Origin of the sequence: Janthinobacterium salmonicoloratum (assembly GCF_051380845.1) — a bacterium.
Lineage (GTDB): Bacteria > Pseudomonadota > Gammaproteobacteria > Burkholderiales > Burkholderiaceae_D > Janthinobacterium > Janthinobacterium lividum_F.
This window is the reverse complement of record NZ_JBNYXV010000001.1, coordinates 532,798-554,042: the sequence shown is the minus strand read 5'-3', so window position 1 is coordinate 554,042 and position 21,245 is coordinate 532,798. Positions and strand designations below refer to the sequence as shown.

General features: G+C 63.6%; 23 protein-coding genes. 12 read left to right on the top strand and 11 right to left on the bottom strand.

All coding sequences use genetic code 11. The annotated features are described in order from the left end of the window. Positions 1-5 precede the first annotated feature (5 nt). From ACQ4WY_RS02585 to ACQ4WY_RS02575, 3 genes are all read right to left on the bottom strand, one after another. Positions 6-392 carry a hypothetical protein gene (locus ACQ4WY_RS02585; protein WP_436502692.1) on the bottom strand — a complete coding sequence of 129 codons (387 nt, stop codon included), beginning with the start codon at positions 390-392 and terminating at the stop codon, positions 6-8. 48 nt (positions 393-440) lie between these two features. Further along, positions 441-1,784 (bottom strand): sensor domain-containing protein, encoded by a 1,344-nt coding sequence (locus ACQ4WY_RS02580; RefSeq protein ID WP_436502691.1) that lies wholly within the window; start codon positions 1,782-1,784, stop codon positions 441-443. Positions 1,785-2,030: 246 nt separating this feature from the next. Beyond that, positions 2,031-2,156 carry a hypothetical protein gene (locus ACQ4WY_RS02575; RefSeq protein ID WP_436502690.1) on the bottom strand — a complete coding sequence of 42 codons (126 nt, stop codon included), beginning with the start codon at positions 2,154-2,156 and terminating at the stop codon, positions 2,031-2,033. A 22-nt stretch (positions 2,157-2,178) separates the two neighbouring features. Between ACQ4WY_RS02575 and ACQ4WY_RS02570 the strand changes: the two genes are divergently transcribed. Continuing rightward, positions 2,179-3,666, top strand: coding sequence for a hypothetical protein (locus ACQ4WY_RS02570; protein ID WP_436502689.1), 1,488 nt, complete (start codon positions 2,179-2,181; stop codon positions 3,664-3,666). Between the two features lie 75 nt (positions 3,667-3,741). On the opposite strand, the gene ACQ4WY_RS02565 is transcribed toward ACQ4WY_RS02570, so the two are convergent. Next, entirely contained in the window at positions 3,742-5,106 is a 1,365-nt protein-coding gene (locus tag ACQ4WY_RS02565) for an amino acid permease (protein ID WP_436502688.1), read from the bottom strand. 154 nt (positions 5,107-5,260) lie between these two features. Continuing rightward, the gene (locus tag ACQ4WY_RS02560; protein ID WP_436502687.1) at positions 5,261-5,701 is read right to left on the bottom strand and encodes an acyl-CoA thioesterase; all 441 of its coding nucleotides are present in this window, start codon (positions 5,699-5,701) and stop codon (positions 5,261-5,263) included. A 136-nt stretch (positions 5,702-5,837) separates the two neighbouring features. Here ACQ4WY_RS02560 and ACQ4WY_RS02555 point away from each other — a divergent pair, with 136 nt between their 5' ends. From ACQ4WY_RS02555 to ACQ4WY_RS02545, 3 genes are read left to right on the top strand one after another with little or no spacing between them, the layout of a single operon-like run. Next, positions 5,838-6,578 carry a GntR family transcriptional regulator gene (locus tag ACQ4WY_RS02555; RefSeq protein WP_436502686.1) on the top strand — a complete coding sequence of 247 codons (741 nt, stop codon included), beginning with the start codon at positions 5,838-5,840 and terminating at the stop codon, positions 6,576-6,578. Next, the gene (locus ACQ4WY_RS02550) at positions 6,553-7,308 is read left to right on the top strand and encodes an SDR family NAD(P)-dependent oxidoreductase (RefSeq protein ID WP_353656878.1); all 756 of its coding nucleotides are present in this window, start codon (positions 6,553-6,555) and stop codon (positions 7,306-7,308) included. The genes ACQ4WY_RS02555 and ACQ4WY_RS02550 overlap by 26 nt, the downstream gene beginning before the upstream one ends. Positions 7,309-7,325: 17 nt before the next feature. After that, entirely contained in the window at positions 7,326-8,018 is a 693-nt protein-coding gene (locus tag ACQ4WY_RS02545; RefSeq protein WP_436502685.1) for an aspartate/glutamate racemase family protein, read from the top strand. Here the strand turns inward: ACQ4WY_RS02545 and ACQ4WY_RS02540 are convergent, their stop codons facing one another. Further along, positions 8,019-8,489 (bottom strand): heme-degrading domain-containing protein, encoded by a 471-nt coding sequence (locus ACQ4WY_RS02540; RefSeq protein ID WP_353656880.1) that lies wholly within the window; start codon positions 8,487-8,489, stop codon positions 8,019-8,021. It lies immediately after the preceding gene. A 94-nt stretch (positions 8,490-8,583) separates the two neighbouring features. Between ACQ4WY_RS02540 and alkB the strand changes: the two genes are divergently transcribed. The 6 genes from alkB to ACQ4WY_RS02510 all read left to right on the top strand — a co-directional run bounded on the left by alkB (position 8,584) and on the right by ACQ4WY_RS02510 (position 14,976). Next, the gene (alkB, locus tag ACQ4WY_RS02535; RefSeq protein WP_436502684.1) at positions 8,584-9,246 is read left to right on the top strand and encodes a DNA oxidative demethylase AlkB; all 663 of its coding nucleotides are present in this window, start codon (positions 8,584-8,586) and stop codon (positions 9,244-9,246) included. 127 nt (positions 9,247-9,373) lie between these two features. After that, positions 9,374-9,541 (top strand): hypothetical protein, encoded by a 168-nt coding sequence (locus ACQ4WY_RS02530; RefSeq protein WP_436502683.1) that lies wholly within the window; start codon positions 9,374-9,376, stop codon positions 9,539-9,541. Between the two features lie 100 nt (positions 9,542-9,641). Then, complete coding sequence (gene blaOXA / locus ACQ4WY_RS02525) at positions 9,642-10,460, top strand: class D beta-lactamase (protein WP_353656883.1); 819 nt, start codon at positions 9,642-9,644, stop codon at positions 10,458-10,460. Continuing rightward, on the top strand, positions 10,457-10,852 hold the full coding sequence (locus ACQ4WY_RS02520) for a hypothetical protein (protein ID WP_436502682.1): 396 nt from the start codon (positions 10,457-10,459) through the stop codon (positions 10,850-10,852). The genes blaOXA and ACQ4WY_RS02520 overlap by 4 nt, the downstream gene beginning before the upstream one ends. 86 nt (positions 10,853-10,938) lie before the next feature. Then, positions 10,939-13,392 carry a penicillin-binding protein 1A gene (locus tag ACQ4WY_RS02515; protein WP_436502681.1) on the top strand — a complete coding sequence of 818 codons (2,454 nt, stop codon included), beginning with the start codon at positions 10,939-10,941 and terminating at the stop codon, positions 13,390-13,392. 42 nt (positions 13,393-13,434) lie between these two features. Beyond that, entirely contained in the window at positions 13,435-14,976 is a 1,542-nt protein-coding gene (locus tag ACQ4WY_RS02510; RefSeq protein WP_436502680.1) for a cryptochrome/photolyase family protein, read from the top strand. Between the two features lie 27 nt (positions 14,977-15,003). On the opposite strand, the gene ACQ4WY_RS02505 is transcribed toward ACQ4WY_RS02510, so the two are convergent. The 4 genes from ACQ4WY_RS02505 to ACQ4WY_RS02490 form a co-directional block, all read right to left on the bottom strand. Further along, positions 15,004-15,738, bottom strand: coding sequence for a hypothetical protein (locus tag ACQ4WY_RS02505; protein ID WP_436502679.1), 735 nt, complete (start codon positions 15,736-15,738; stop codon positions 15,004-15,006). Beyond that, the gene (locus ACQ4WY_RS02500) at positions 15,735-16,301 is read right to left on the bottom strand and encodes a hypothetical protein (protein ID WP_436502678.1); all 567 of its coding nucleotides are present in this window, start codon (positions 16,299-16,301) and stop codon (positions 15,735-15,737) included. Before ACQ4WY_RS02500 ends, ACQ4WY_RS02505 begins: the two co-directional genes overlap by 4 nt. Before the next feature lie 66 nt (positions 16,302-16,367). After that, positions 16,368-16,655 carry a putative quinol monooxygenase gene (locus ACQ4WY_RS02495; protein WP_353656890.1) on the bottom strand — a complete coding sequence of 96 codons (288 nt, stop codon included), beginning with the start codon at positions 16,653-16,655 and terminating at the stop codon, positions 16,368-16,370. A gap of 109 nt (positions 16,656-16,764) precedes the next feature. Continuing rightward, complete coding sequence (locus tag ACQ4WY_RS02490) at positions 16,765-17,337, bottom strand: FMN-dependent NADH-azoreductase (RefSeq protein ID WP_436502677.1); 573 nt, start codon at positions 17,335-17,337, stop codon at positions 16,765-16,767. Positions 17,338-17,499: 162 nt separating this feature from the next. On the opposite strand from ACQ4WY_RS02490, the gene ACQ4WY_RS02485 reads away from it, so the two are divergent. After that, positions 17,500-17,895: a winged helix-turn-helix transcriptional regulator gene (locus ACQ4WY_RS02485; RefSeq protein WP_436504379.1), complete on the top strand. Its 396-nt coding sequence runs from the start codon at positions 17,500-17,502 to the stop codon at positions 17,893-17,895. Between the two features lie 57 nt (positions 17,896-17,952). Here ACQ4WY_RS02485 and ACQ4WY_RS02480 read toward each other — a convergent pair whose 3' ends face one another. After that, positions 17,953-18,993: a helix-turn-helix transcriptional regulator gene (locus ACQ4WY_RS02480; RefSeq protein ID WP_436502676.1), complete on the bottom strand. Its 1,041-nt coding sequence runs from the start codon at positions 18,991-18,993 to the stop codon at positions 17,953-17,955. Between the two features lie 222 nt (positions 18,994-19,215). On the opposite strand from ACQ4WY_RS02480, the gene ACQ4WY_RS02475 reads away from it, so the two are divergent. After that, the gene (locus tag ACQ4WY_RS02475) at positions 19,216-21,207 is read left to right on the top strand and encodes a glycoside hydrolase family 3 protein (protein ID WP_436502675.1); all 1,992 of its coding nucleotides are present in this window, start codon (positions 19,216-19,218) and stop codon (positions 21,205-21,207) included. Positions 21,208-21,245: the final 38 nt, after the last annotated feature.

Genomic DNA, 21,245 nt, shown 5'->3' with positions numbered 1-21,245 from the left:
GCTACTTAAGCGGAAAGCGGCCGCGGGGGCCGGCGCGGGCCGTCGGGAATGAATCCCGTCAGCAAGGTGGCCGTTGCGATGGTGACTTGTTGCGCGCCGGTGCAGGCCGCAGCAGGAAGGGCGAGGCAGGGCGGCATCAGTGCGCCCAGGCAAAAGCTGGAACAGGCGCCGCACGCGGGGTGCTTGGCAGGGGTCTTGTTTTCTTCTGGCGTGCCGGTGCTGTGGGGGACGGCGGATGACTGCGCCGCGTGATGCTGGCAGTCCGCTGTCATCATGGCGGCAGGCAAGGCAGCGAGTGGCGAACACAGCCGCGTGGCGCCTGCTGCGGCCGCTTGCAGCGGCACCGCCGTGATCAGCAGCAGTATCAGCCATGTTTTGAAGAGTCTTAGCATCGCTGGAAAGTATAGCATAGGGGCACTGTCGCCAGGAGCAGGCGCCCACTAGCGCGAGGCGGCGGCAAGCATTTTCGACGCGTACATGGCCCGGTCCGCATGGCGCAGCAGCAACTGCATGGTATCGCCGTCTTCCGGATAGTGGGCCGCGCCGATGCTGACGGCGATCTGCAATTGCTGTCCGTTGCCCAGGTGCAGCGGCGCGGCCAGGGCCGCGTGGATCTTTTGCCCGATCAGGCCGACGTCCACCGGCGTGGCATTGCTTTCCAGAAGCACGACGAATTCATCGCCACCCATCCTGGCCAGGGTGTCTGTTTCGCGCATGCAATCGCGCAGGCGGCTCGCCACTGTTTGCAGCAGCAGGTCGCCGCAGGCATGGCCGTGCTCGTCGTTCACCCGCTTGAAGTTGTCGAGGTCCAGGAACAGCAGCGACAGCCGGCCTTCCTGGCGGTGCGCGCGCGCGAACGCAGTGTGCAGGCGGTCGAGGAACAGGCGGCGGTTCGGCAGGCGGGTCAGCTCATCGTGCATGGCCATGAACTGCATTTGCGTCTGCAACTGCCGGCGTTCGATGGCGGTGGCAAATTGCTTGGCGACAAATTGCAGCAAATCCTGGTCTTGCTCCGAGCCGATGACGGTGTCCTGGCCGCCTTGCAAGGCCAGCGCGCCGATGCTGCCCATGGAGGAGTACAGCGGCACGGCAAGCCAGCTCGAGGACAGCGCGCAGGCCGCCGTTTGCAGCGCCGCCGGCAGGCCGGCCAGTTGTCCCGCCTGCAGCAGCAGGGGGCGGCCGCTGCGCAGGACTTCGTCGCACAGCAGGCTGCCAAGGGACGACGTTGGCTGGGGTGCGCTATCGTCGGCATGGCTGGTCATGGGAGGCTGTGCGCCGTGTTCGTCATGCAGCAGCAAGGTCAGGCTGCGTGTCGGCAAGTGTTCGCCGATGATGTGCTGGATGCGGTGCAGCAAGGCGGGCAAGTCCTGCGTCGCCTGCATGGCTTCGGAAATGGCGTACAGGGCGGCCTGCTTTGCCTGCGCCTGTTTCAGCAAGGTGATGTCGCGCGCCACCGCCACGCGCAACTGGTCGGCGGCGGACCAGCGGGCGGACCACATGATGTGTGCCAGGCTGCCATCCTTGCGCAGGTAACGGTTTTCAAAGTGCGTCTGCGCGTGGCCATCCATGATGGCTTGCGCGGCGGCAAGGGTGCGGACACGGTCGGCGGGAGCGACCAGGTCGAGCATGAGCTTGCCGATCATTTCCTGCTGTGTGTAGCCGAAGATGCGTTCGCAGGCCGCGCTGACGAAGACAAAGCGCCCCTCCACGTCGACCATGCACACGGCATCGAGCAACAAGTCGGTAAAACTGGCCAGCGGGGCGCGCAGAATCTTGTGTTCCATAGAGGCATTTTAATGGACATTCCCGGCCGTGATTCAACTTGTTGACGCAGGCGAGGCCGGCGGCATGAAAATGTTTCATTTCCCCGACGCTCATGCTTTGCTGTTTCTTGCCGTTAATGCAGTATTGCCATGCAGTACTTGCCACCACGCCAGATAACGTGACGCAAGGTTTGCCTGGCGCCAGGCAATTGTGAAAAACCCAACCATATCGATATTTTATGATGTCCCTACTCGCCACTTGCAAGGTTACAGCGCCATGACCTCCATTTCTCCACTTTCAAGCTGGAACAGCGCCCCGTCACGGGCCTCCGCCGTCACGTCAAACCGCACGGAGGCACCGTCGCCGTCGCCCGCATCCACGCCGTCTTCCATCGTTGCCCTCAGTCCGGAGAGCGTGAACGAAAGCAAGCCGGCGACAGCGTTCGTAAAACCGCCGATGGTGTGGGAAAGCGCGACGCGCGACAAGGTGAGCGAGGCGATGACGAAGAATTTTTCTTCGTATGCGTTTGGCGGCCGCTTCAGCGGCCTGGGCGCGGCCATGCTGGGACAAGCCAAGCTGGGGAACTACAATTTCTCGCAGGCGATGCGGCAACCGCCGCCGAGCACCACGCCGAACATCTATGCAGCGTCCGGCATCGCGCCCGGCAGCCTGCATGGCAATGGCGAAGACAGGGTTTCCCTCAGCATCACCACCAAGAGCGGCGTGGAAGTCAAGCTGTCGCTCGACAGCCAGGGCGATGGCCTGGCCGTGAACATGACGACCAGCGGCGACCTTAGCGACGCTGAAGCCAGCGCCCTGGGCGAGCTGGCGAAAGGTTTCCAGGAAGCCATCGACGGCATGGGGCAAAGTACGCCGAAAATCAAGCTCGAAGGCTTGATGCAGTTCGACCAGCAAGTGCTGGAGTCGGTGAAGCTGCATGCGGAAGTGAAGGTGCGTGGTGAGCCGGAAAGTATTCAAACCCTGGATTTCCAGGCCGATGGCGCGCAGCGCAAGGTCAGCTTCAGCGGCGAGGCCGGCAGCCTGGACCTGAAGGTTGACGCCAGCCAACTCAATACCTTGGGCGGCAAGGAGCGGCAAGCCAAGGCGCTGGGCAGTTATATGAAGCAATTCGACCAGGCGGCGTCGCGCGGCCATGGCGACGCGGGCCTGGTGGCCATGCTCAAGGATAGCTTCACGGCCTTGCACAGCAATGCCGCCGTGCCGCAAGCGGCCACGGACAGTCCCGCGACGGGCAAGTGGCGCCTGGCGGCCGAGGACAAGTCTATCCTGACGGGGCTGGCCGATTTCAGCGCCTCCGTGTCGCAAACCGTGAAATTCAGTAATCCCATGCGCAGTACGGAAAGGGATGGCTTCAATTACGAAGTATCGCAAAAGACGGAGCAGGCCGGCGCCAACCAGGACTCGCGTTCAATCAGGCAGCAGCAGCAATCGAAGCTGAGCGCCAGCTTCCATGAGACGCTGGTCCCCGGCGTGCCGCTGCGCCTGCTGGACAATACGGAATCGCAGAACTACACCTACCACCAGATCGAGGATACGGCCAGCAGCGATGCGCAAGTGGCTTACAAGGATGGCAAGATGGTGAAGGCGAGCTTGCGGCAGGAGGGCAACCAGTCCGAGCACGTCATGAAGTATTTCCTGGGCAAGCTGGAATCGGACAAGACTACGCCGGGCAATTATTCCGTGCTGCGCGACTTGCTGCCCGTGCTGGGCCCCTACAAGACGGGCGAGAAGGACATGACGCCCGAGGCGCGCCTGGAACAGCGCAAGCAGGCGTTGCTGACCTTGAACGATGACGTGCTGCTGCAGTCGTATGCGGGCCAGACCATCAGCCTGTGGCAAGCCGATGTGCTGCCGGAGCAGGACAAGGCCGTCGCCGTTTAGCGATAGAGCGCGCCCAATGCAAAAAGCCCGTCTTCCTGCGAAGACGGGCTTTTTGTTTAATGCGGCGCAAACACCTTACGCTTTGGCCTTGCTTTGCTTGATCCAGTAACCGATGCCTAGCGCGGCGAGCCACACGGGAATCAGGTAGACGGAGATGCGCAGGCCCGGCGTCAGATACATGATCACCAGGATGCCGGCCAGGAAGGCCAGGCACAGGTAGTTGGTAAACGGGTAGCCCAGGCTCTGGAACAAGGTCGTCTTGCCTTCGATTTTTTTCTGCGCGCGGAAGCGCAAATGGATCCAGCTGATCATGGCCCAGTTGATGATCAGCGCCGACACCACGAGTCCCATCAGCACTTCGAACGCTTCGCCCGGCATGAAGTAATTGACCACCACGCAGGCGCCCGTGGCCAGGGCAGATACGCCCAAGGCCACCAGCGGCACGCCGCGGCGGTTCAGGTGCAGCAGCGCGCGCGGCGCATTGCCTTGCTTGGCCAGGCCGAACAGCATGCGCGTGTTGCAGTACACGCCGCTGTTGTAGACGGAGAGGGCGGCCGTCAGCACCACCACGTTCAGGGCCGTGGCCACCAGGTTGCTGTCGAGTGCATGGAAGATCAGCACGAAGGGGCTGCCGCCGGTGACGACGTTTTGCCACGGGTACAGCGACAGCAAAATACCCAGCGCGCCGATGTAGAAAATCAGGATGCGGTAGATGGCCTGGTTGGTGGCGCTTGGAATCGTCGTGCTCGGGTCGTCCGCCTCGGCCGCCGTGATGCCGACTAGTTCCAGGCCGCCGAACGAGAACATGATGACGGCCATGGCCATCACCAGGCCTTGCCAGCCATTCGGGAAGAAGCCGCCGTGCTGCCACAGGTTGGCCACCGACGCTTGCGGGCCCGCGTCGCCGGAGGCGAGCAGCCAGGCCCCGAAGACGATCATGCCGATGATGGCGACCACCTTGATGAGGGCGAACCAGAACTCCATCTCGCCAAAGGCCTTTACATTGAGCAGGCTGATGGCGTTGATGACGCAAAAGAAGATGAGCGCCGAAACCCAGGTCGGTACGCCCGGCCACCAGTACTGCACGTAGATGCCGACGGCCGTCAGTTCGGCCATGCTGACGAGCACATATAGTACCCAGTAATTCCAGCCCGACAGGAAGCCGGGCAGGTGGCCGCAGTATTTGTCGGCAAAGTAGCTGAAGGAGCCAGCGACGGGTTCGTCGACCACCATCTCGCCCAGCTGGCGCATGATCAGGAAGGCGATGACGCCGGCGATGCCATAACCCAGCAGCACTGAAGGGCCGGCCATCTTGATGGTTTGCGCGATGCCCAGAAACAGGCCGGTGCCGATGGCGCCGCCCAGGGCGATGAGCTGGATGTGGCGGCTTTTCAGGCCGCGCTTGAGCTCTTGTGGTTCGGTATTCCCGACTGCCGTCATATGTTTTATCCTGTTTTTACGGGGCTGAGGTCGCTGATTCTAAAGCATGAACGGGCAAATCAGGAGTGAAATGCATGTTGCACTGCGGAGGCGCAAGAAAAGCCCTGCATCTTCGCTGATCGGCGCGCAAAACGGCTGCCTAGGCGTTCCCGTGCTACGCGCTGGCGGCGACGATGGCCGGTTCGTACGCGGCCAAAAACTCAGGCGGCAGGCGGCGCGCGCGGCCGCTGCTCAATTCGATGCAGATCAGGTCCCAGCGTGCGCGCACGACGGTGGCGCCGTCGCTGTCGCGGATCAGCTGGAAGCGCCGTTCCATGCTGGAGCGGCCATCGCTGGCGCACAGCCAGGTGGCCAGGGTCAGCGCTTCGCCGGCCCGCGTCGGCAGCAGGTAATCGTATTCGCCGCGGCGTATCGCCATGGCCCGGTCCAGGCGCCGGTAATCGTCCAGGTCCAGCCCCAGGGTGGCCGAGTGGTGCCAGGCGATATGCTCGCACCAGCGCACGTAGACGGCGTTGTTGGTGTGCTGCAGGCCGTCGATGTCGGCCGCTTCGGGCGTGATGGGCAGGGTGTGAGCGTGCGGGTAATCCCAGTTCAAGTGCAGTCCTTTCGATACGGTGGCGGCTGATTGTACGGTCTTGCGGTGCTTCCTGTCTGCGGCGCACGGATGGAAAAACACCGTTTTTCCAATTGATGTATGATGCATCATAATTTTCAACAATTCAAAAACACGCATGAACCATCAATTGGACAGTCTGGTGCATGTCAACCTGGGCAAGTCCGTGTACGCCATGCTGCGCGAAGCGCTGGCGGCCGGGCGCTTCCAGCCGAATGACCGGCTGCGCATCCGCGAGCTGGCGTTGCAGCTGGGCACCAGCGTCACGCCCGTGCGCGACGCCATGCTGCAGCTGGTGCAGGAAGAGGCGCTGGTGCTGCGCTCGCCGCGCGACTTCCGCGTGCCCGTGCTGAGCGTGGCGCGCTACCTGGAAATCCGCGCGCTGCGCCTGGAACTGGAAGGCCTGGGCGCGTTTGAAGCGGCGCAGCGCATCGACGACGCCACCCTGGCCGACCTGGAACGCCTGCTGCAGGCGAATGAAGAGGCCATTGCGCGGCACGACTTGGCGGCGGCCCTGCAATGCAACCAGGCCTTTCATCTGGGCCTGGCGCAGGCGGCCGGCATGCCGACGTTAAAACGCTTCGTCGACCATCTGTGGATGCAGACGGCGCCCCTGATCGCCGCCGGCTATGCCAGCTTTTCGCCGGACATGCGGGTGGGCCACCACCACGCCATCATCAGCGCGCTGCGCCAGCGCGACAGCGCGGCAGCGCGGCGCGCCATCGAACAGGACATCCTCGACGGCGGCACGCAGATGCTGGCCTATGTCATGCGCCAGGAGCGCATCCACGCCGGCGCAACCGAACAAGGAAAAGAAAAGGACGAGGAAGAACATGACGAACATCAAGCACAAGATTGAACAGAAAACGGCCATCGTCACGGGCGCCAGCCGCGGCATCGGTCACGCCGTCGCGGAACGTTTCCGCAGCCTGGGCTGGCGCGTCATCACCGTCTCGCGCAGCCCGATTCCCGGCGGCTGCCCGCGCAGCCAGGAGCACAACACGCATGTGTGCATGGATTTGTCGGACCTGAGCCAGATCGGGCAGATGGTCGAGACGCTGCGCCCCATGCTGGGTGACTCGAAACTCCACGCCTTGGTCAATAATGCGGGCGTGTCGCCGAAGGGGCCTGGCGGCTCGCGCGTCAATTCGCTCACTACCGACATGCAGACATGGCAGGAAATGTACAACACGAATTTCTTTGCGCCGCTGGCGCTCACGCGCGGCTTTGCGCAGGAATTGTCGAACGCGCATGGCGCCGTCGTGAACCTGTGCTCGATCGCCGGCTACCGCGTGCACCCGTTTGCCGGCTCGGCCTACGCCAGTTCGAAGGCGGCGCTGGCGTCGCTGACGCGCGAGATGGCCAACGACATGGCGCCGCTGAACGTGCGCGTCAACGCGATTGCACCGGGCGAGATCGACACGGCCATCCTGTCGCCCGGCACTTCGCACATCGTCGACACGCAAATCCCCCTGCGCCGCCTGGGCACGACGGCCGAAGTGGCCGACCTGGTGGAGTTCTTGTGCAGCGAGCGCGCCTCGTACATCACGGGTGCGGAAATTCCCATCGACGGCGGCCAGCGCATTTAACTGAAAAGGAAGATCGCATGACACGACATATCGGCATCGTCGGCTGCTCGGCCGAAGGCGCGGCCCTGTGCTACCGTACGATCTGCGAAGAGGGCGCGCATGCGCTGGGAGCGTATGAACACCCGGAAGTATCCATGCACACGCCGCCGCTGGCGCGCTATGTGGCATGCCTGAATGCGGGCGACCTGGCCGGCGTGGCCGAGCTGATGCTGGCGTCGGCGCGCAAGCTGGCCGCCGCCGGCGCCGAGTTCCTGATCTGCCCCGACAACACCATCCACCAGGCATTCGAGCTGATGGCGCCCCGTTCGCCGCTGCCCTGGCTGCATATCGCGGATGTGGTGGCCGCCGAAGCGGCGGCGCGTGGTTACCAGCGCGTGGGCCTGACGGGCACGCGCTGGCTGGTCGACAGCGCCGTGTATCCGGACAGGCTGGCCGCGCGCCGCATCGCTTGCGTGCGGCCCGGCGAGGATGAACGCAGCGCCATCAACCGCATCATCATGGAAGAACTGGTGCCAGGCGTGGTCAAAGGGGACAGCGTGGCCCGCTTCCAGGCCATCATCGCCGGCTTGCGCGAGCAGGGCTGCGACGCCGTCATCCTCGGCTGCACGGAAATCCCGCTGATCATCAGCGATGCCAATTCGCCGCTGCCGACGCTCGATTCCACGCGCTTGCTGGCGCGCGCCGCCTTGCGCAGGGCGCTGGCCGCCTGATTATTTGTCCAGCTGCGCCTGCAGCGCGGCCACCACCAGCGCGTGGTCGTCGGCTTGCGCCAGGCCGGAAACGGTCACCGTGCCGACCAGTCCCACGCCGCGTATCAGCAGGGGGAAAGCGCCGCCGTGGCCCGCGAACTCGATGTCATCGAGGTATTTCACGTCTTCGAAGGTGCTGCCGCGGCTTTTATACGAGATGCCCATGTAGTAGGAGCTGCGGCAAAAGCGCTGCACCGTATTGTTCTTGCGGCGTATCCAGTCCGCCTGGTCCGCCGTGGCGCCCGTCATGGCGTGGTGGAACAGGATTTGACCGTTGCGCGTGATGTTGACGGTGACGGCCTTGCCCCGCTTGCGCACTTCTTCGACGATCCACAGGCCCACGGCCAGCGCGGCGTCGTTGTCGAAGCGTTCGAATTGCAGGGATTCTTCCTGTTGCGCCAGGGTTTGCAGCAAATCGGCGTAATGATCCATCGTGGAGGCGGGTGGTAGTGGCTGGAGACGCTACTGTAGCGCACCATGGGCCAGTCGCGCGCGCTTTTTCCATGCCGGGCCTACAATAGGCGGCATGAACCTGTCCCTGTTTGCCGATGAAGACTACGCCGCGGCCGGCCCGGCGCCGCTGGTGCCAGGCTCGTCCGCGTCGGTCCTGCTGCGCGGTTTTGCGCTGCCGTATCTGGACGAGGTGTTGCCGGCGCTGGACGCCATCGTCCTGGCGGCGCCCCTGCGCCACATGGCCACGCCGGGCGGCTTGCGCATGTCGGTTGCCATGAGCAATTGCGGCGCCCTGGGCTGGATCACGGATGGACGCGGCTACCGCTACGCGCGCCACGATCCGGCCAGCGGCCTTCCGTGGCCGCCCATGCCGCCCGTGTTCCTGCGCCTGGCGCAGGAGGCGGCGCTGGCGGCCGGCTATCCGGGCTTTGCTCCCGACGCCTGCCTGGTCAACCGTTATGCGCCCGGTGCGCGCATGGCCCTGCACCAGGACCGCGACGAATGCGATTTCAACGCGCCCATCGTCTCCGTCTCGCTGGGGCTGCCTGCCACTTTCCTGTTCGGCGGCGCCGAGCGGGCCGACAAGGCGGCGCGCATCGCCCTGCTGCATGGCGACGTGGTGGTGTGGGGCGGCGCCGACCGCCTGCGCTTCCACGGCGTGGCGCCCATGAAGGAGGGCGAACACGCGGTACTGGGCGCGCAGCGCATCAATTTGACGTTTCGCAAGGCCAGCTGATCTGTCAATATCGCCTGGTAATGCAAGATACTGGCCAATGCGATTGTTTTTTCATGATAGGCAATTTGTTTGCATATGGAGCAAGCTTGCTGAAGATTGTTAGTCAACCACCGTGGAGGAGGGCAGCATGCCGGAGAAAACCGCGCAGGAGCCTGGCGAAGGCAGCCTGGAGGACGAAGTGGAACGTGAACGGCGCGAACATGCGCTGATCGACGAGGAAAAGCTGGGCATGGACGAGCTGGAAGAAGAACATTTGAAGCGGGAACGCCAGCCGGGCACGCCGGCAGGGCGCTAGATTGCAAGGCGCAGCGTCAAGGCGATCCATCGTCGCTGGCATCGCGCCGCGCTGCCCGGTACAATTTCGCTTTGTCCTTCTCCCCCAACCCCGGAGGCCCATGAAATATCGCGCATTTTTTCCGTTCATCCTCGGCCTGACAGGTGCCACTCTGGCCCCCTCGCAAGCCCAGGCCGCCACCATCTGCACCGCCATGGCCGACGCCAAAACAGGCGCCGTCTTGCTGCAAGAGGGTAATTGCATCGACCGCGTCACCCCCGCATCCACGTTCAAGATCGCGCTCAGCCTGATGGGTTACGACGCCGGCTTCCTCAAGGACGAGCACAAGCCCAGCCTGCCATACCGCCAGGGCTACGTGGACTGGGGCGGCGAAGCCTGGCGCCAGGATACGGACCCGTCGCGCTGGATGCAGTACTCCGTCGTCTGGTATTCGCAGCAGATCACGCAGGCGCTGGGCGCCGAACGCTTCCGGAAATATGCGAAGGCTTTGCGCTATGGCAATGCGGACGTGTCGGGCGACCCGGGCAAGGACAACAGCCTGGAGCGCTCGTGGATCAGCTCTTCGCTGAAGATATCTCCGCTGGAACAGCTGGGCTTTTTGCGCAAGCTGGTCAATTACCAGCTGCCCGTGACGAAACAGGCGATGGAAGAAACGCATCGCCTGACCCGCCTGGCGGACGTGGGCGGCTGGCAAGTGCATGGCAAGACGGGCGCCGCTTTCCCGCGCAAAGCCGACGGCAGCTTTGACGAGGCGCATGGCTACGGCTGGTTCGTGGGTTGGGCCAGCAAGGGTGAGCGCAGCATCGTCTTCGCGCGCCTGGTGCAGGACGAGCAGAAAGGCCAGCCATCGGCGGGCCTGCGCACGCGTGAGGCCATGCTGAAAGAATTGCCGGCCCTGCTGGAGCAGGCGCAGAAGTGACGGCCCGAGTCGTCGCCGCCACCTTCATCGCGACCGAGGGCGACTACCTGGAAGCGATCATCGAGGTGGCCGGCCAGCGCCTGCACGTGATGGACGAGTTTGGTGGTGGGCAGATGGACGCCGGCACGCAAGTCCAGCTTGAACTGTGGCCCATGCCCAGCGAGATGAACGATTGGGACGCCATCTTTCGCGCCAATCCGGGCCAGGAGAAGGGGCTGCGCCGGCTCGATGGCTGGCGCTACCTGGCGCTGGGCGTCGTGACCCAGGTCGATCCCGTCATCTGCGACTGCGGCCTGCTGCAACTGGAAAACCCGTTTACGACGCATGACGTGCGCTGCGTGGGCGCTTATGTCGGCGTCATCCTGGCGCGCCTGGATGCTTGCCTGGCGTAAAATCCGGCCCGCTTTGTTGCCCGCCCTATATACTTGCTGAAACGGATTTTCCGGCATCAGACAAGGTTATAAGCATGGCATCAGGCATGGAGCAGTTTCAGGAGAAAGCACGGCAGGCATTAACATGGGCGCGCGCGCAGGCCTTGCGCGTGGCGGGTGTGACGTGGGTGAGGGCAGTGGCGCTGTACCGGCGCGGCCACGCGCACTTGATGACCTTGCCTCCCGTGCGGCGTGCACTGGTGCTGGGCCTATGGTCCTTCCTGGCCGTGCTGGCGCTGCTGACTTTATACATGCTGTTGCTGATTCCCCTGACGCCCAGCATCCACGATTTGCGCCAGGCGCGCGCGGCCGCACCGAGCACCATGGTCAGCGCCGACGGCAAGGAACTGGCCCGCTTCGACCAGGGCTTGCAGGAACGGGTCACCCTGAAACAGATTTCGCCGAACGTGATCAGCGCGCTGATCTCGACGGAAGACCACCGTTTCTATGAACACCACGGCATCGACTTCACGCGCACGGCCGGCGCCGTCTTGCACACTGCGGGAGGCAATCCCCAGGGCGGCTCCACCATCACGCAGCAGCTGGCGCGCAATATGTTCCCCGAGGAAATCGGCCGCTCGCGCAACCTGAACCGCAAGCTGAAGGAACTGATCACGGCCCTCAAAATCGAGGCCACCTATAGCAAGACGGAAATCCTGGAAGCCTACCTGAACACGGTGCCTTTCCTGTACAACACCTACGGCATCGAAATGGCGGCCCGTACCTATTTCGACAAACCCGCCTCGCGCCTCGACATCCTGGAAAGTGCCACCCTGGTCGGCATGCTCAAGGGCACGAATTACTATAATCCCGTCGGTAATCCCGAGCGTTCCCTGCAGCGCCGCAACGTGGTGCTGGGGCAGATGCGCAAGCACGATGTCATTGACGAGGCGCGCTACAAACAGTTGATCAAACGGCCGCTGCGCCTGCATTTCGAGCGCCAGAGCGAACGGGCGCAGTCGGACAGCCATTTCACGGCCTATGTGCGCAAGTGGCTGATCGAGTGGGCCGACGAAAATGACTACAACCTGGAACTCGATGCCCTGGTGGTGCACACCACGCTCGACTACGATTTGCAGCAGGCGGCCGAGCGCGCCGTCGAACGCCAGGCGAATGCCTTGCAGGCGATTGCCGACGTGGAATGGAGCCGCGCGGGCGTGCCGTCGTCCACTTCGACGGGCATGTACGCTGGCATGCAGGGCGGCAGCGTGCCGTTCGATTATTTCTGGAAATCCCACCCGGCCCTGCTCGACGCCTTCGTGCGCGAGTCGGGCGACTACCGCAAGCTGACGGCCTCCGGTGGCATGCCCGAGGCAGCGCTGGCGCAACTGAAGGGCGACCGCGCCTTCATGGCGGCCCTGCGCAAGTCGAAGACGCGTCTGGAAGCAGGCTTTACGGCCATGGATCCGGCCACGGGCGCCGTGCGCGCCTGGGTGGGCAGCCGCGACTTTGCGCGCGAGCAATTCGACCACGTGTCGCAGGCGGCGCGCCAGCCCGGTTCCACCTTCAAACCTATCGTGTATGGCGCGGCGCTGGAAAAGGGCCTCAGCCCTGAACACGTGTATCGCGATGAAGTGATGGATATCAAGGCGGCCGACGGCACCAAATGGCGCCCGACGGACATGAGCGGTACCACGGGACGCGACATGACCATGCGCGACGGCCTCGTCTACTCGAAAAACACCATCACGGCGCAAGTGATGCAGGATGTCGGCTTGCCGCCGATCATCAAACTGGCGCGCGCGCTCGGCATCCGCGACAGCAAGCTGGAAAAAGTGCCATCGCTGGCGCTGGGCACCAGTCCCGTCACTTTATTGGAAATGGTCAACGCCTACGCCAGCATCGCGGCCCAGGGCGAAGCGCGCCTGCCATTCGTCGTCACGCACATAACCGACCGCGAAGGCAAGGTCATCGCCCGTTTCGGTGAAGAAAAGCCCAAGCGCGCCATGCAGGAAGCATCGGCCGCCACCCTGACGGACATGATGCGCGGCGTCATCGACCGCGGCACGGGCACGGCCATCCGCAGCCGCTTCGGCATCCGCTCCGACGTGGCCGGCAAGAGCGGCACCACGCAAAACAATGCGGACGGCTGGTTTATCCTGATGCATCCGGAACTGGTGGGCGGCGCCTGGGTAGGTTTCAATGACGCCAGGGTCACCATGCGCAGCAACTACTGGGGCCAGGGCGGCCACAACGCCGTGCTGGTGGTAGGCGACTTCTTCAAGACGGCGCTCGACACGGGCAAGCTGTCGCGCGATGCCATCTTCCCCGGCGGCAAGCCGCCACCGCCGCTGCGCCACGTGGAGCCGGTCGAGGAGCCACAGGACGAAGCGGTGGAAGAGCCGGGAGATATGCTGCAGGAGGGCGCGCCGCAGGCGCCGCTGGCCATGCCGGCCGAAGGCGACGGCGGACAGGAAGCGCATGGCAAGGCGGTACAGGAGCCGGCGCCATTCCCGGCACCGCAGCCCGCTCCTGCACCGCAGCCGGCGCCGCAAGGATAAGCGTCGCCATCATGGCGAATTCAACCATTGCAAAGAATAATCATGACTTCACCGAAGCCCACACTGCGCCTGATACTCGGCGACCAGCTCAATGCGCAGCACCGCTGGTTCACCGAAGTCGATGACGCCACCATCTATGTCTTGATGGAAGTGCGGCAAGAAACCGATTATGTGCTGCATCATGCGCAGAAAATCCTGGCGATCTTCGCTGCCATGCGTGAGTTGGCGCGCCAGCTGCGCCAGCTTGGCCACACCGTGCATTACATCGCCATCGACGACGTGGAAAGCACGCGCTCGATACCGGAGAATATCGAAGCGCTGCTTGGCCACTATGACGCCGGCGCCTTCGAATACCAGGCACCCGACGAGTGGCGCCTCGACCAGCAGCTCTACCAGGCGGGGCGACGCTCGAGCATCCCCTGGCTGATGGTCGACAGCGACCATTTCTATACGGCCCGCCATGAGGCAGCCGATATTTTCGCCGGACGCAAGCAATGGCTGATGGAGTTTTTCTACCGCCAGATGCGCAGCGCGCATCAGGTGCTGATGGAAGACGCGAAAAAACCCGTTGGCGGCCAATGGAATTTTGACCACGATAACCGCAAGCCATGGCGCGGCACGCCCGCCGAGCCGCAGGATCCGCGCACCATGCATGACCACTCTCGACTATGGCAAAGCATCGTCGCCGCAGGCGTGAAAAGCTTCGGCGCGCCGCATGCCGACCGGCTGGCGTGGGCGCTGAACCGGGATGAGGCGCTGCAGCAGCTCGATGCCTTCATCGAGCGGGCCTTGCCGCATTTTGGTGATTTCCAGGATGCGATGAGCGTCAAGGCGTGGCGCTTGTTTCATTCCCTGCTGTCGTTCGCGCTGAACGTGAAAATGCTCAATCCGCGCGAAGTCGTCGCCAGGGCGCAAGCGGCGTATCAGGCGGGCCATGCGCCGCTGGCCGCAGTCGAGGGTTTTATACGCCAGATACTGGGATGGCGCGAATATGTGCGCGGCGTCTACTGGGCCCATATGCCCGGCTATGCCGAGAAGAATTTCTTTGGCCACACACGCCCGTTGCCAGCATGGTTCTGGGATGGCAAGACGAAGATGCATTGCCTGTCGCAGGCGATTACCCAGTCGCTGGAACAGGCCCATGCGCATCACATCCAGCGCCTGATGGTGATCGGCAATTTCGCGCTGTTGGCGGGCCTCGACCCGGCCAAGGTGCATGGCTGGTACCTGGGCATTTATATCGATGCCTTCGAGTGGGTGGAACTGCCCAACACCGTCGGCATGAGCCAGTTCGCCGACGGTGGGCTGCTGGCCACCAAGCCGTATGTCTCCAGCGCAGCGTATATCGACCGCATGGGCGATTATTGCAAAGGCTGCCATTACGATAAAAAGGCGCGCATCGGCGAGCGCGCCTGTCCCTTCAATGCCCTGTACTGGGATTTTTTCCATCGCAACGCGGACACCTTGGAACGCAATCCCCGCATCGGCATGGCGTACCGCCAGCTGGAGAAAATGGACGAGGCGACAATCGCGGCTTTCCGGCAGCAGGCCGCCACGATGCTGGCCAGGCTCGATTTCCTGTAACCCAGGGCAATCTGGCCCGGCACGCGCTTAGAGGGTATTGCGTCGCAAGCCCGCTTCCCGCACGAACACTTGCAGCGCGGGCATGGTTTGCCGGTGCAGCATTTTCATTTCCGCTTGCAGCTTGGGCGTGATGGTCAGGCTGCCGTCGGCTTGCTGGCGCACGGGCAAGCCCAGCGCCTTCGCCATTTCAACCGGGTAATTCGTGAAATCGCCGTACGGGCGCTTGCCGTCGACGGACGGGGTGGGCCAGTAGCCTTCGGCCAGGTAATCTTCCGCGCCAATGCCCAGCATTTCCAGCGTCATCCACGACTGTTGCCGCAGCAGTGACAGATGCCGGGTAGTCAAGGTGAAGGGCGCCTTGCCGTAGACATAGCTGCCCGGTTTCAGATCGGCCATCTGCACGAATTGGGGCAGTATTTGCGACGCTTCTATCAGGCGTTGCGCGGCCAGCGCCGCATCCTTGCTGGCGATGGCTTGCATGGCCAGTTGCAAGGTATCGCCTTTGCCCAGCGGGTACGCCGGATTGAGCATGGGTGCGCCGCTTTCCACGGGCGACCAGCCGATGTTGAAACGCCGTATCAGCGCCAGATGGTGCGCATTGAGCACCTTGGGCAGCGGAGAGTCGAGGGTGGCCAGGATGCGCTGGCGCACGGCGTTGGGCAGGTCGCCGTCGGCCGCGTGCGCGAGCATGGGCGAACACAGCAGGGCGCCGGCGAGGCGCAGCAACTGCCGCCGCATGGGCTGGATCAGGCGCGGCATCATGGTGTCGTCAAGTCCTGGCGCTGGAATTCGATGCGGTTTTCCTGGTAGGCCCACTTGGTGTAGGGCCCGAACACGCGCCGGTTTTCCTTGCTGTCGGCATTCGACAGCTCGCGCTTCATGCGCCGCACAAGGGCGGGGTCCGTGAGCGGCGCGGTCGTGGCGGCGAACACGTCATGCCTCACGCTCTGCTTGGCGTCGGCGCCGCGCGAGATGATGGTGAGCTTGCGTGAGGCGGGATCGAAGTACAGGCGCATGGCGAAGGTATTCATGTCCTGCAGATACAGGCCGTCGTCGCGTTGCTGGGCATAGAAGTAATCGCCGCAGACGGCCTTCGGCTCGCGTTTCCACTCGCAGGACAGGGCGATCAGCAGATGCCGGTCATCGAGTTGCTTGACCGAAATGCGTCCTTTGGAATAGCCCCAGGTGCTGGCCGGCACGGTCGCCGACGAGGCAAGATTGTATTCGCCTACCAGATTGGTCAGGGGAGCTTGCGCCGAGGCGCCGGCGCAGAAAATCAAGGCGGCTGCCGCTGCGGCGCCGCGTATCTTGGAAAATGGTGTCATGATGGCCATAAAAAAAAGTTGCCATATTATAGATGGCAACTTTCCAATATGGCCACGCGCTTGCCTTTATTTCAGCTTGCTCAGTTCCGCTATGTCGATCTTGACGACCTTGTCGCCCACGGCGGCGACCAGCGCCTTGAAGTGGGGCGTCGCGTCATGCGCCGTCAGCGCGGCTTTGTCGGCCCACTCTTCCAGCATGATGAAGCGCGTGGGAATCTTGTTGTCGACGTGCAGCTCGTAGCGCAGGCAGCCGCTTTCGGTGCGGCTGGGTGCTACGACGGCTTCCAGGGCGGCGCGCACGGCGTCGATATGGTCAGCTTGGGCATCGATGGTGGCGACGACGATCAGGGTCATGGTGGTCCTTGTGGTTGGGGTTCCCGCAGCTTAGCGCATCTGGCGCTTCCTTGCCGGCCGCTCATCCTGGGGCTGCGCCGAAACAGCTTGCGGCGCAGCTGGCAATCGCTTACGCCGCTTGCAGCGCGCCGATCTGTTCGAAAGCGCCCGTCAACGCCTGCGCCCTGGCTGCATCGCTGACCTTGACGCCTTCGGCGCGCACGATCTCGAGCTGCGTGATGCCAAGGAAACCGAGGAAGGCGCGCAGATGGCTTTCCTGGTGCTCCAGGCTGGCCATCGGCGTGTCGGCGCCGTAATAACCGCCGCGCGTCGAGGCGATGATCACGCGCTTGCTACCCAACAAGCCTTCGGGGCCATTGGCGCCGTACTGGAAGGTTTTGCCGGGCACGGCCAGCGCGTCTAGCCACGATTTGAGCTGGCTGGGGATGGCGAAGTTGTACATGGGCGCGCCGATGACGATGACGTCGGCGGCCAGCACTTGCTCCAGCGCGCCGGCCAGCGCTGCGCCGTCGGCGTCGCTGGGGGCGGCCGTAAATTGCGGCAAGGGTTGCGCGGCCAGGTCGCGGTAGTGGGCGGTGGCGCCCGGCGCGGCCGCTTGCAGGCGCGCGACGATGGCGGCGGACAATTGGCGGCTGACGGAATGCTCGCCGAGGACGCTGGAATCGATATGCAGGATGTTCATGGTAGCCTTCTTGAATGGTATGATCGGGTGGTATGTTTTCGTAACCGAGGTAAATATAGTGACTATCAAATGAACGCACAAGAAGGCACTTTTTCCACACTGGGGCACACCGATGTGACTATTGGCGACGTTGCCGCGCAAGGGGCCGCGCTGGAACGGCGCATGCGCGACGCGGGGGGCCATGCGGGTGTGGCGGACTCGTGCCGCCCGATCACGGACATCCTCACGCGGGTGGGCGATAAATGGAGCGTGATGGTGGTGATGTTGCTCGGCAATGGCACCAAGCGCTTCAACGAGATGCGCCGCCTGATCGGCGGTATTTCGCAGCGCATGCTGACCCTGACCCTGCGCGGACTCGAACGCGATGGTCTCGTGACGCGCACCGTGTTCCCCACCGTGCCGCCACGCGTCGATTACGCCTTGACGGACCTGGGGCGCTCGCTGTTGATCCCCATCAGCGCGCTGAGCGCCTGGGCGTACGGTCACCGCGACGCCATCGATGCGGCGCGGCTGGTGTTTGATGCCAGAAGCGCCGCTCAACCGCCCTCAGGCAATTAGATCGGCTCAAACGGCGGCGCGGGAAAGGCCGGATGCATCAGTTCCTCTGCAACCTTCCTATAAGCTACCTTGCATGTCGTGCCGGTAGCGCGCCGGCGGCAGCTCGAACTGGGTCTTGAAGAAGCGGGTGAACGCGCTTTGCGAGGAAAAGCCCAGGCGCTCGCTGATTTCCACCACGCTTAGGCTCGTTTCGCGCAGCAGACGGCGTGATTCGCGGCTCTTGGCGCGCAGTTCCAGCGCGCGGAACGAGGTCTGCTCCTGCTGCAGCTGGCGCTGCAAGGTCCAGCGGTTCATCGCCAGGCCATCGCACAGGGCCGGCAGCAGCGAGGCGCCGTCGGCATCGCCTGCACCTTGTCGGTCGAGTAAATCGATGATGGCTTGCTCCACGCGGGCCGAAAACAACTGCGCTCCCTGCAACTGCTGCAATTGCCCCTGCGCGTGCCGCAGCGCGTGCGGCGCCAGCATGGCGTTGAACTGGGCGAAAGGCCGGTCCAGCGCGGGCGCGTCAAACGTCAGCGTGTTGCGCGCCTGGCCAAAGGTGGCGGCGGCGCCGAAGCACTCGGCAATGGCCGGCGCGAACCACGGCGCCTTGCCCTGGAAGCCGGCGTGGAAGGCGGTGGCCGCGCCATCGTCATAGGCGCGCGCCACCAGCGACAGCATGCGGAAATTGGCCAGCGCCTGCATGGCGCCCCCTAGCGGGCAAAACTCGGACAGGTATTCGATCTCGATGCGCGTGCCATTCTCGCTCATCAGCATGAAGTCGAATTCGCCGATCAGGCCCCGCAAGTGCAGCAGCTCGTGCAGAGCGCTGCGCAGGGTGGGGCGGTTGAAGCAGACGTGGGCGATGCCCGAGTAATGCGCGAACCAGTGCGTCACGTCGAGGTCGAGAATGGCCCGGTGCTGCGGCAGTTGCTGGGCGTAGGCCGTCATGCGGCGGTGCCGCTCGGCGTTGATGCGGCCACCGGGCTCGTCCAGCTGCGCCGGCGTGATGCCCGTGTGGCGGAAAAAGTCGGCGGGGTCGTGGCCATCGGCTTGCATGGCGCGCGCGCATTGCTGCGCGATCCGGTTCGAAACCGTGCGCGTATCGGGTTTGTGCAAGGGTGTCTCCTGCTTGTTGTAGTAATTTTTCACAAATATTAGCACTTTGTAGGAGATTGTTGGTTGTCGTGCCGTCTAACCAAAAATTGTTCTCGCGGGTATAAAACGCGTGCTGTGCGGTCAAGAAACTCACGCATTCTCACGCTATATTGCTTTCGGGCTGGCCCTGATGCCACCCGGATACCTACAAAAACAGTCTTGGAGATAATGATGAATTGCACTATGAAACCGATGGCCCGCGTGGTCGCCGGCTGCGTCGCCACGCTTGCCCTGGCCGCCTGCGGCAATAACGACAGCGAGCAATACACGCAGCCCGTATTCGGCGCCACCACCTACAGCCAGCTCAAGGTCGACGGCTATACCTTCAAGGATATGAACCGCAACGGCAAGATCGACCGTTACGAAGACTGGCGCCTGCCGGCCGAGGTGCGTGCCGATGATTTGCTGTCGCGCATGAGCCTCGATGAAAAAGCGGGCTTGATGATGCACGGCACGGCGCCCACCGTGGCCGACCCCACCGGCATCGGCCAGGGCGGCGCGTATGACTTGACGGCCCTGCAAGACCTGATCGTCAAGCAGTACGTGAATACCTTCATCACGCGCATGGCGGGCGACACGGCCAATATGGCTACGCAGTACAACAAGGTGCAGGAACTCAGCGAAACGTCGCGCCACGGCATTCCCGTGTCCATCAGCACGGATCCGCGCCACCATTTCCAGTACACGGTGGGCGCCAGCGCCGGCACCAAGGGGTTTTCCCAGTGGCCGGAAACCCTGGGCCTGGCCGCCATCGGCGACGATGCGCTGGTGCGCCGCTTCGGCGACATCGCGCGCCAGGAATATTTGGCCGTCGGCATCACGCAAGCCTTGTCGCCGCAGGCGGATCTGGCTACCGAGCCGCGCTGGTCGCGCATCAACGGCACCTTTGGCGAAGACGCCGACCTGGCCAAGCGCATGGTGCAGCACTATATCGAGGGCTTCCAGGATGGGAACACAGGCCTGCATGACGGCAGCGTGGTGGCCGTCGTCAAGCACTGGGTCGGCTACGGCGCCACGAAAGAGGGCTTCGACGGCCACAATTACTACGGCCGCTACATGACTTACCCGGGCAATAACTTCGCTTACCACGTGAAACCGTTCGAGGGCGCCTTCACGGCCAAGGCGGCCTCCGTGATGCCCACCTACGCTTTGCCGGATGGCAATATCACGATCGACGGCATCACCCTGGAACAAGTGGCGGCGGGTTTCAGCAAGACTATGCTGACGGATCTGCTGCGCGGCAAATACGGCTTCGAGGGCGTGATCCTGTCCGACTGGGGCATCACTTCCGACTGCGACGCCAACTGCCGCAACGGCACGGCGCCGGGCGTGGCACCTTCCTTCATCGGCTTCGGCACGCCGTGGGGCATGGAAAACGCCACCAAGGCCGAGCGTTATGTCAAAGCCGTCACGGCGGGGATGGACCAGTTTGGCGGCGTGACGGAAGCGCCGTACCTGACGCAAGCCGTGCAGCGGGGCCAACTGACGGAAGCGCGCATCAACGCGTCGGCGCGGCGCATCCTGATCCAGAAATTCAAGCAAGGCCTGTTCGAGCATCCGTTCGTCGATGCGGCCAAGGCGGCCACCACGGTGGGCAAGGCGGACTTCATCGAGGCGGGCCTGGACGCCCAGCGCCGCTCGCTGGTCCTGCTGGAAAACAAGGACAAGGTCTTGCCGCTGGCGGCTAGCGTCAAGAAGGTCTATTTGTACGGCATCGACGCGGCCGTGGCGAAGCAGTATGGCTACACGGTGGTCGCCACGCCACAGGAAGCGGACGTGGCCCTGCTGCGCGTGGCCGCGCCATATGAAATCCTGCATCCGAACTACATCTTCGGCAGCATGCAGCACGAAGGACGCCTGAACTATGTCGATGGCGACGCCGACTACGAGGCGATCAAGAACGCGGCGAAGTACGCGCCGAAGACGGTGGTGACGGTCTACCTGGACCGCCCGGCCATCCTCGGCAACGTGCAGGACAAGGCCAGCGCCATACTCGCCAACTTCGGCGTGAGCGACGGCGCGCTGTTCGATGTCTTGACGGGCAAGGCCAAGCCGCAAGGCAAGCTGCCGTTCGAACTGCCATCGTCGATGGCCGAAGTGCAGGTGCAGAAATCGGACGTGCCATATGACACGGCCCATCCGCTGTACAAGTTCGGCTACGGTCTGGTGTATTGACAGGAGTGGGACGGGCCGCCCGGCGCGGCCTGTCCCCG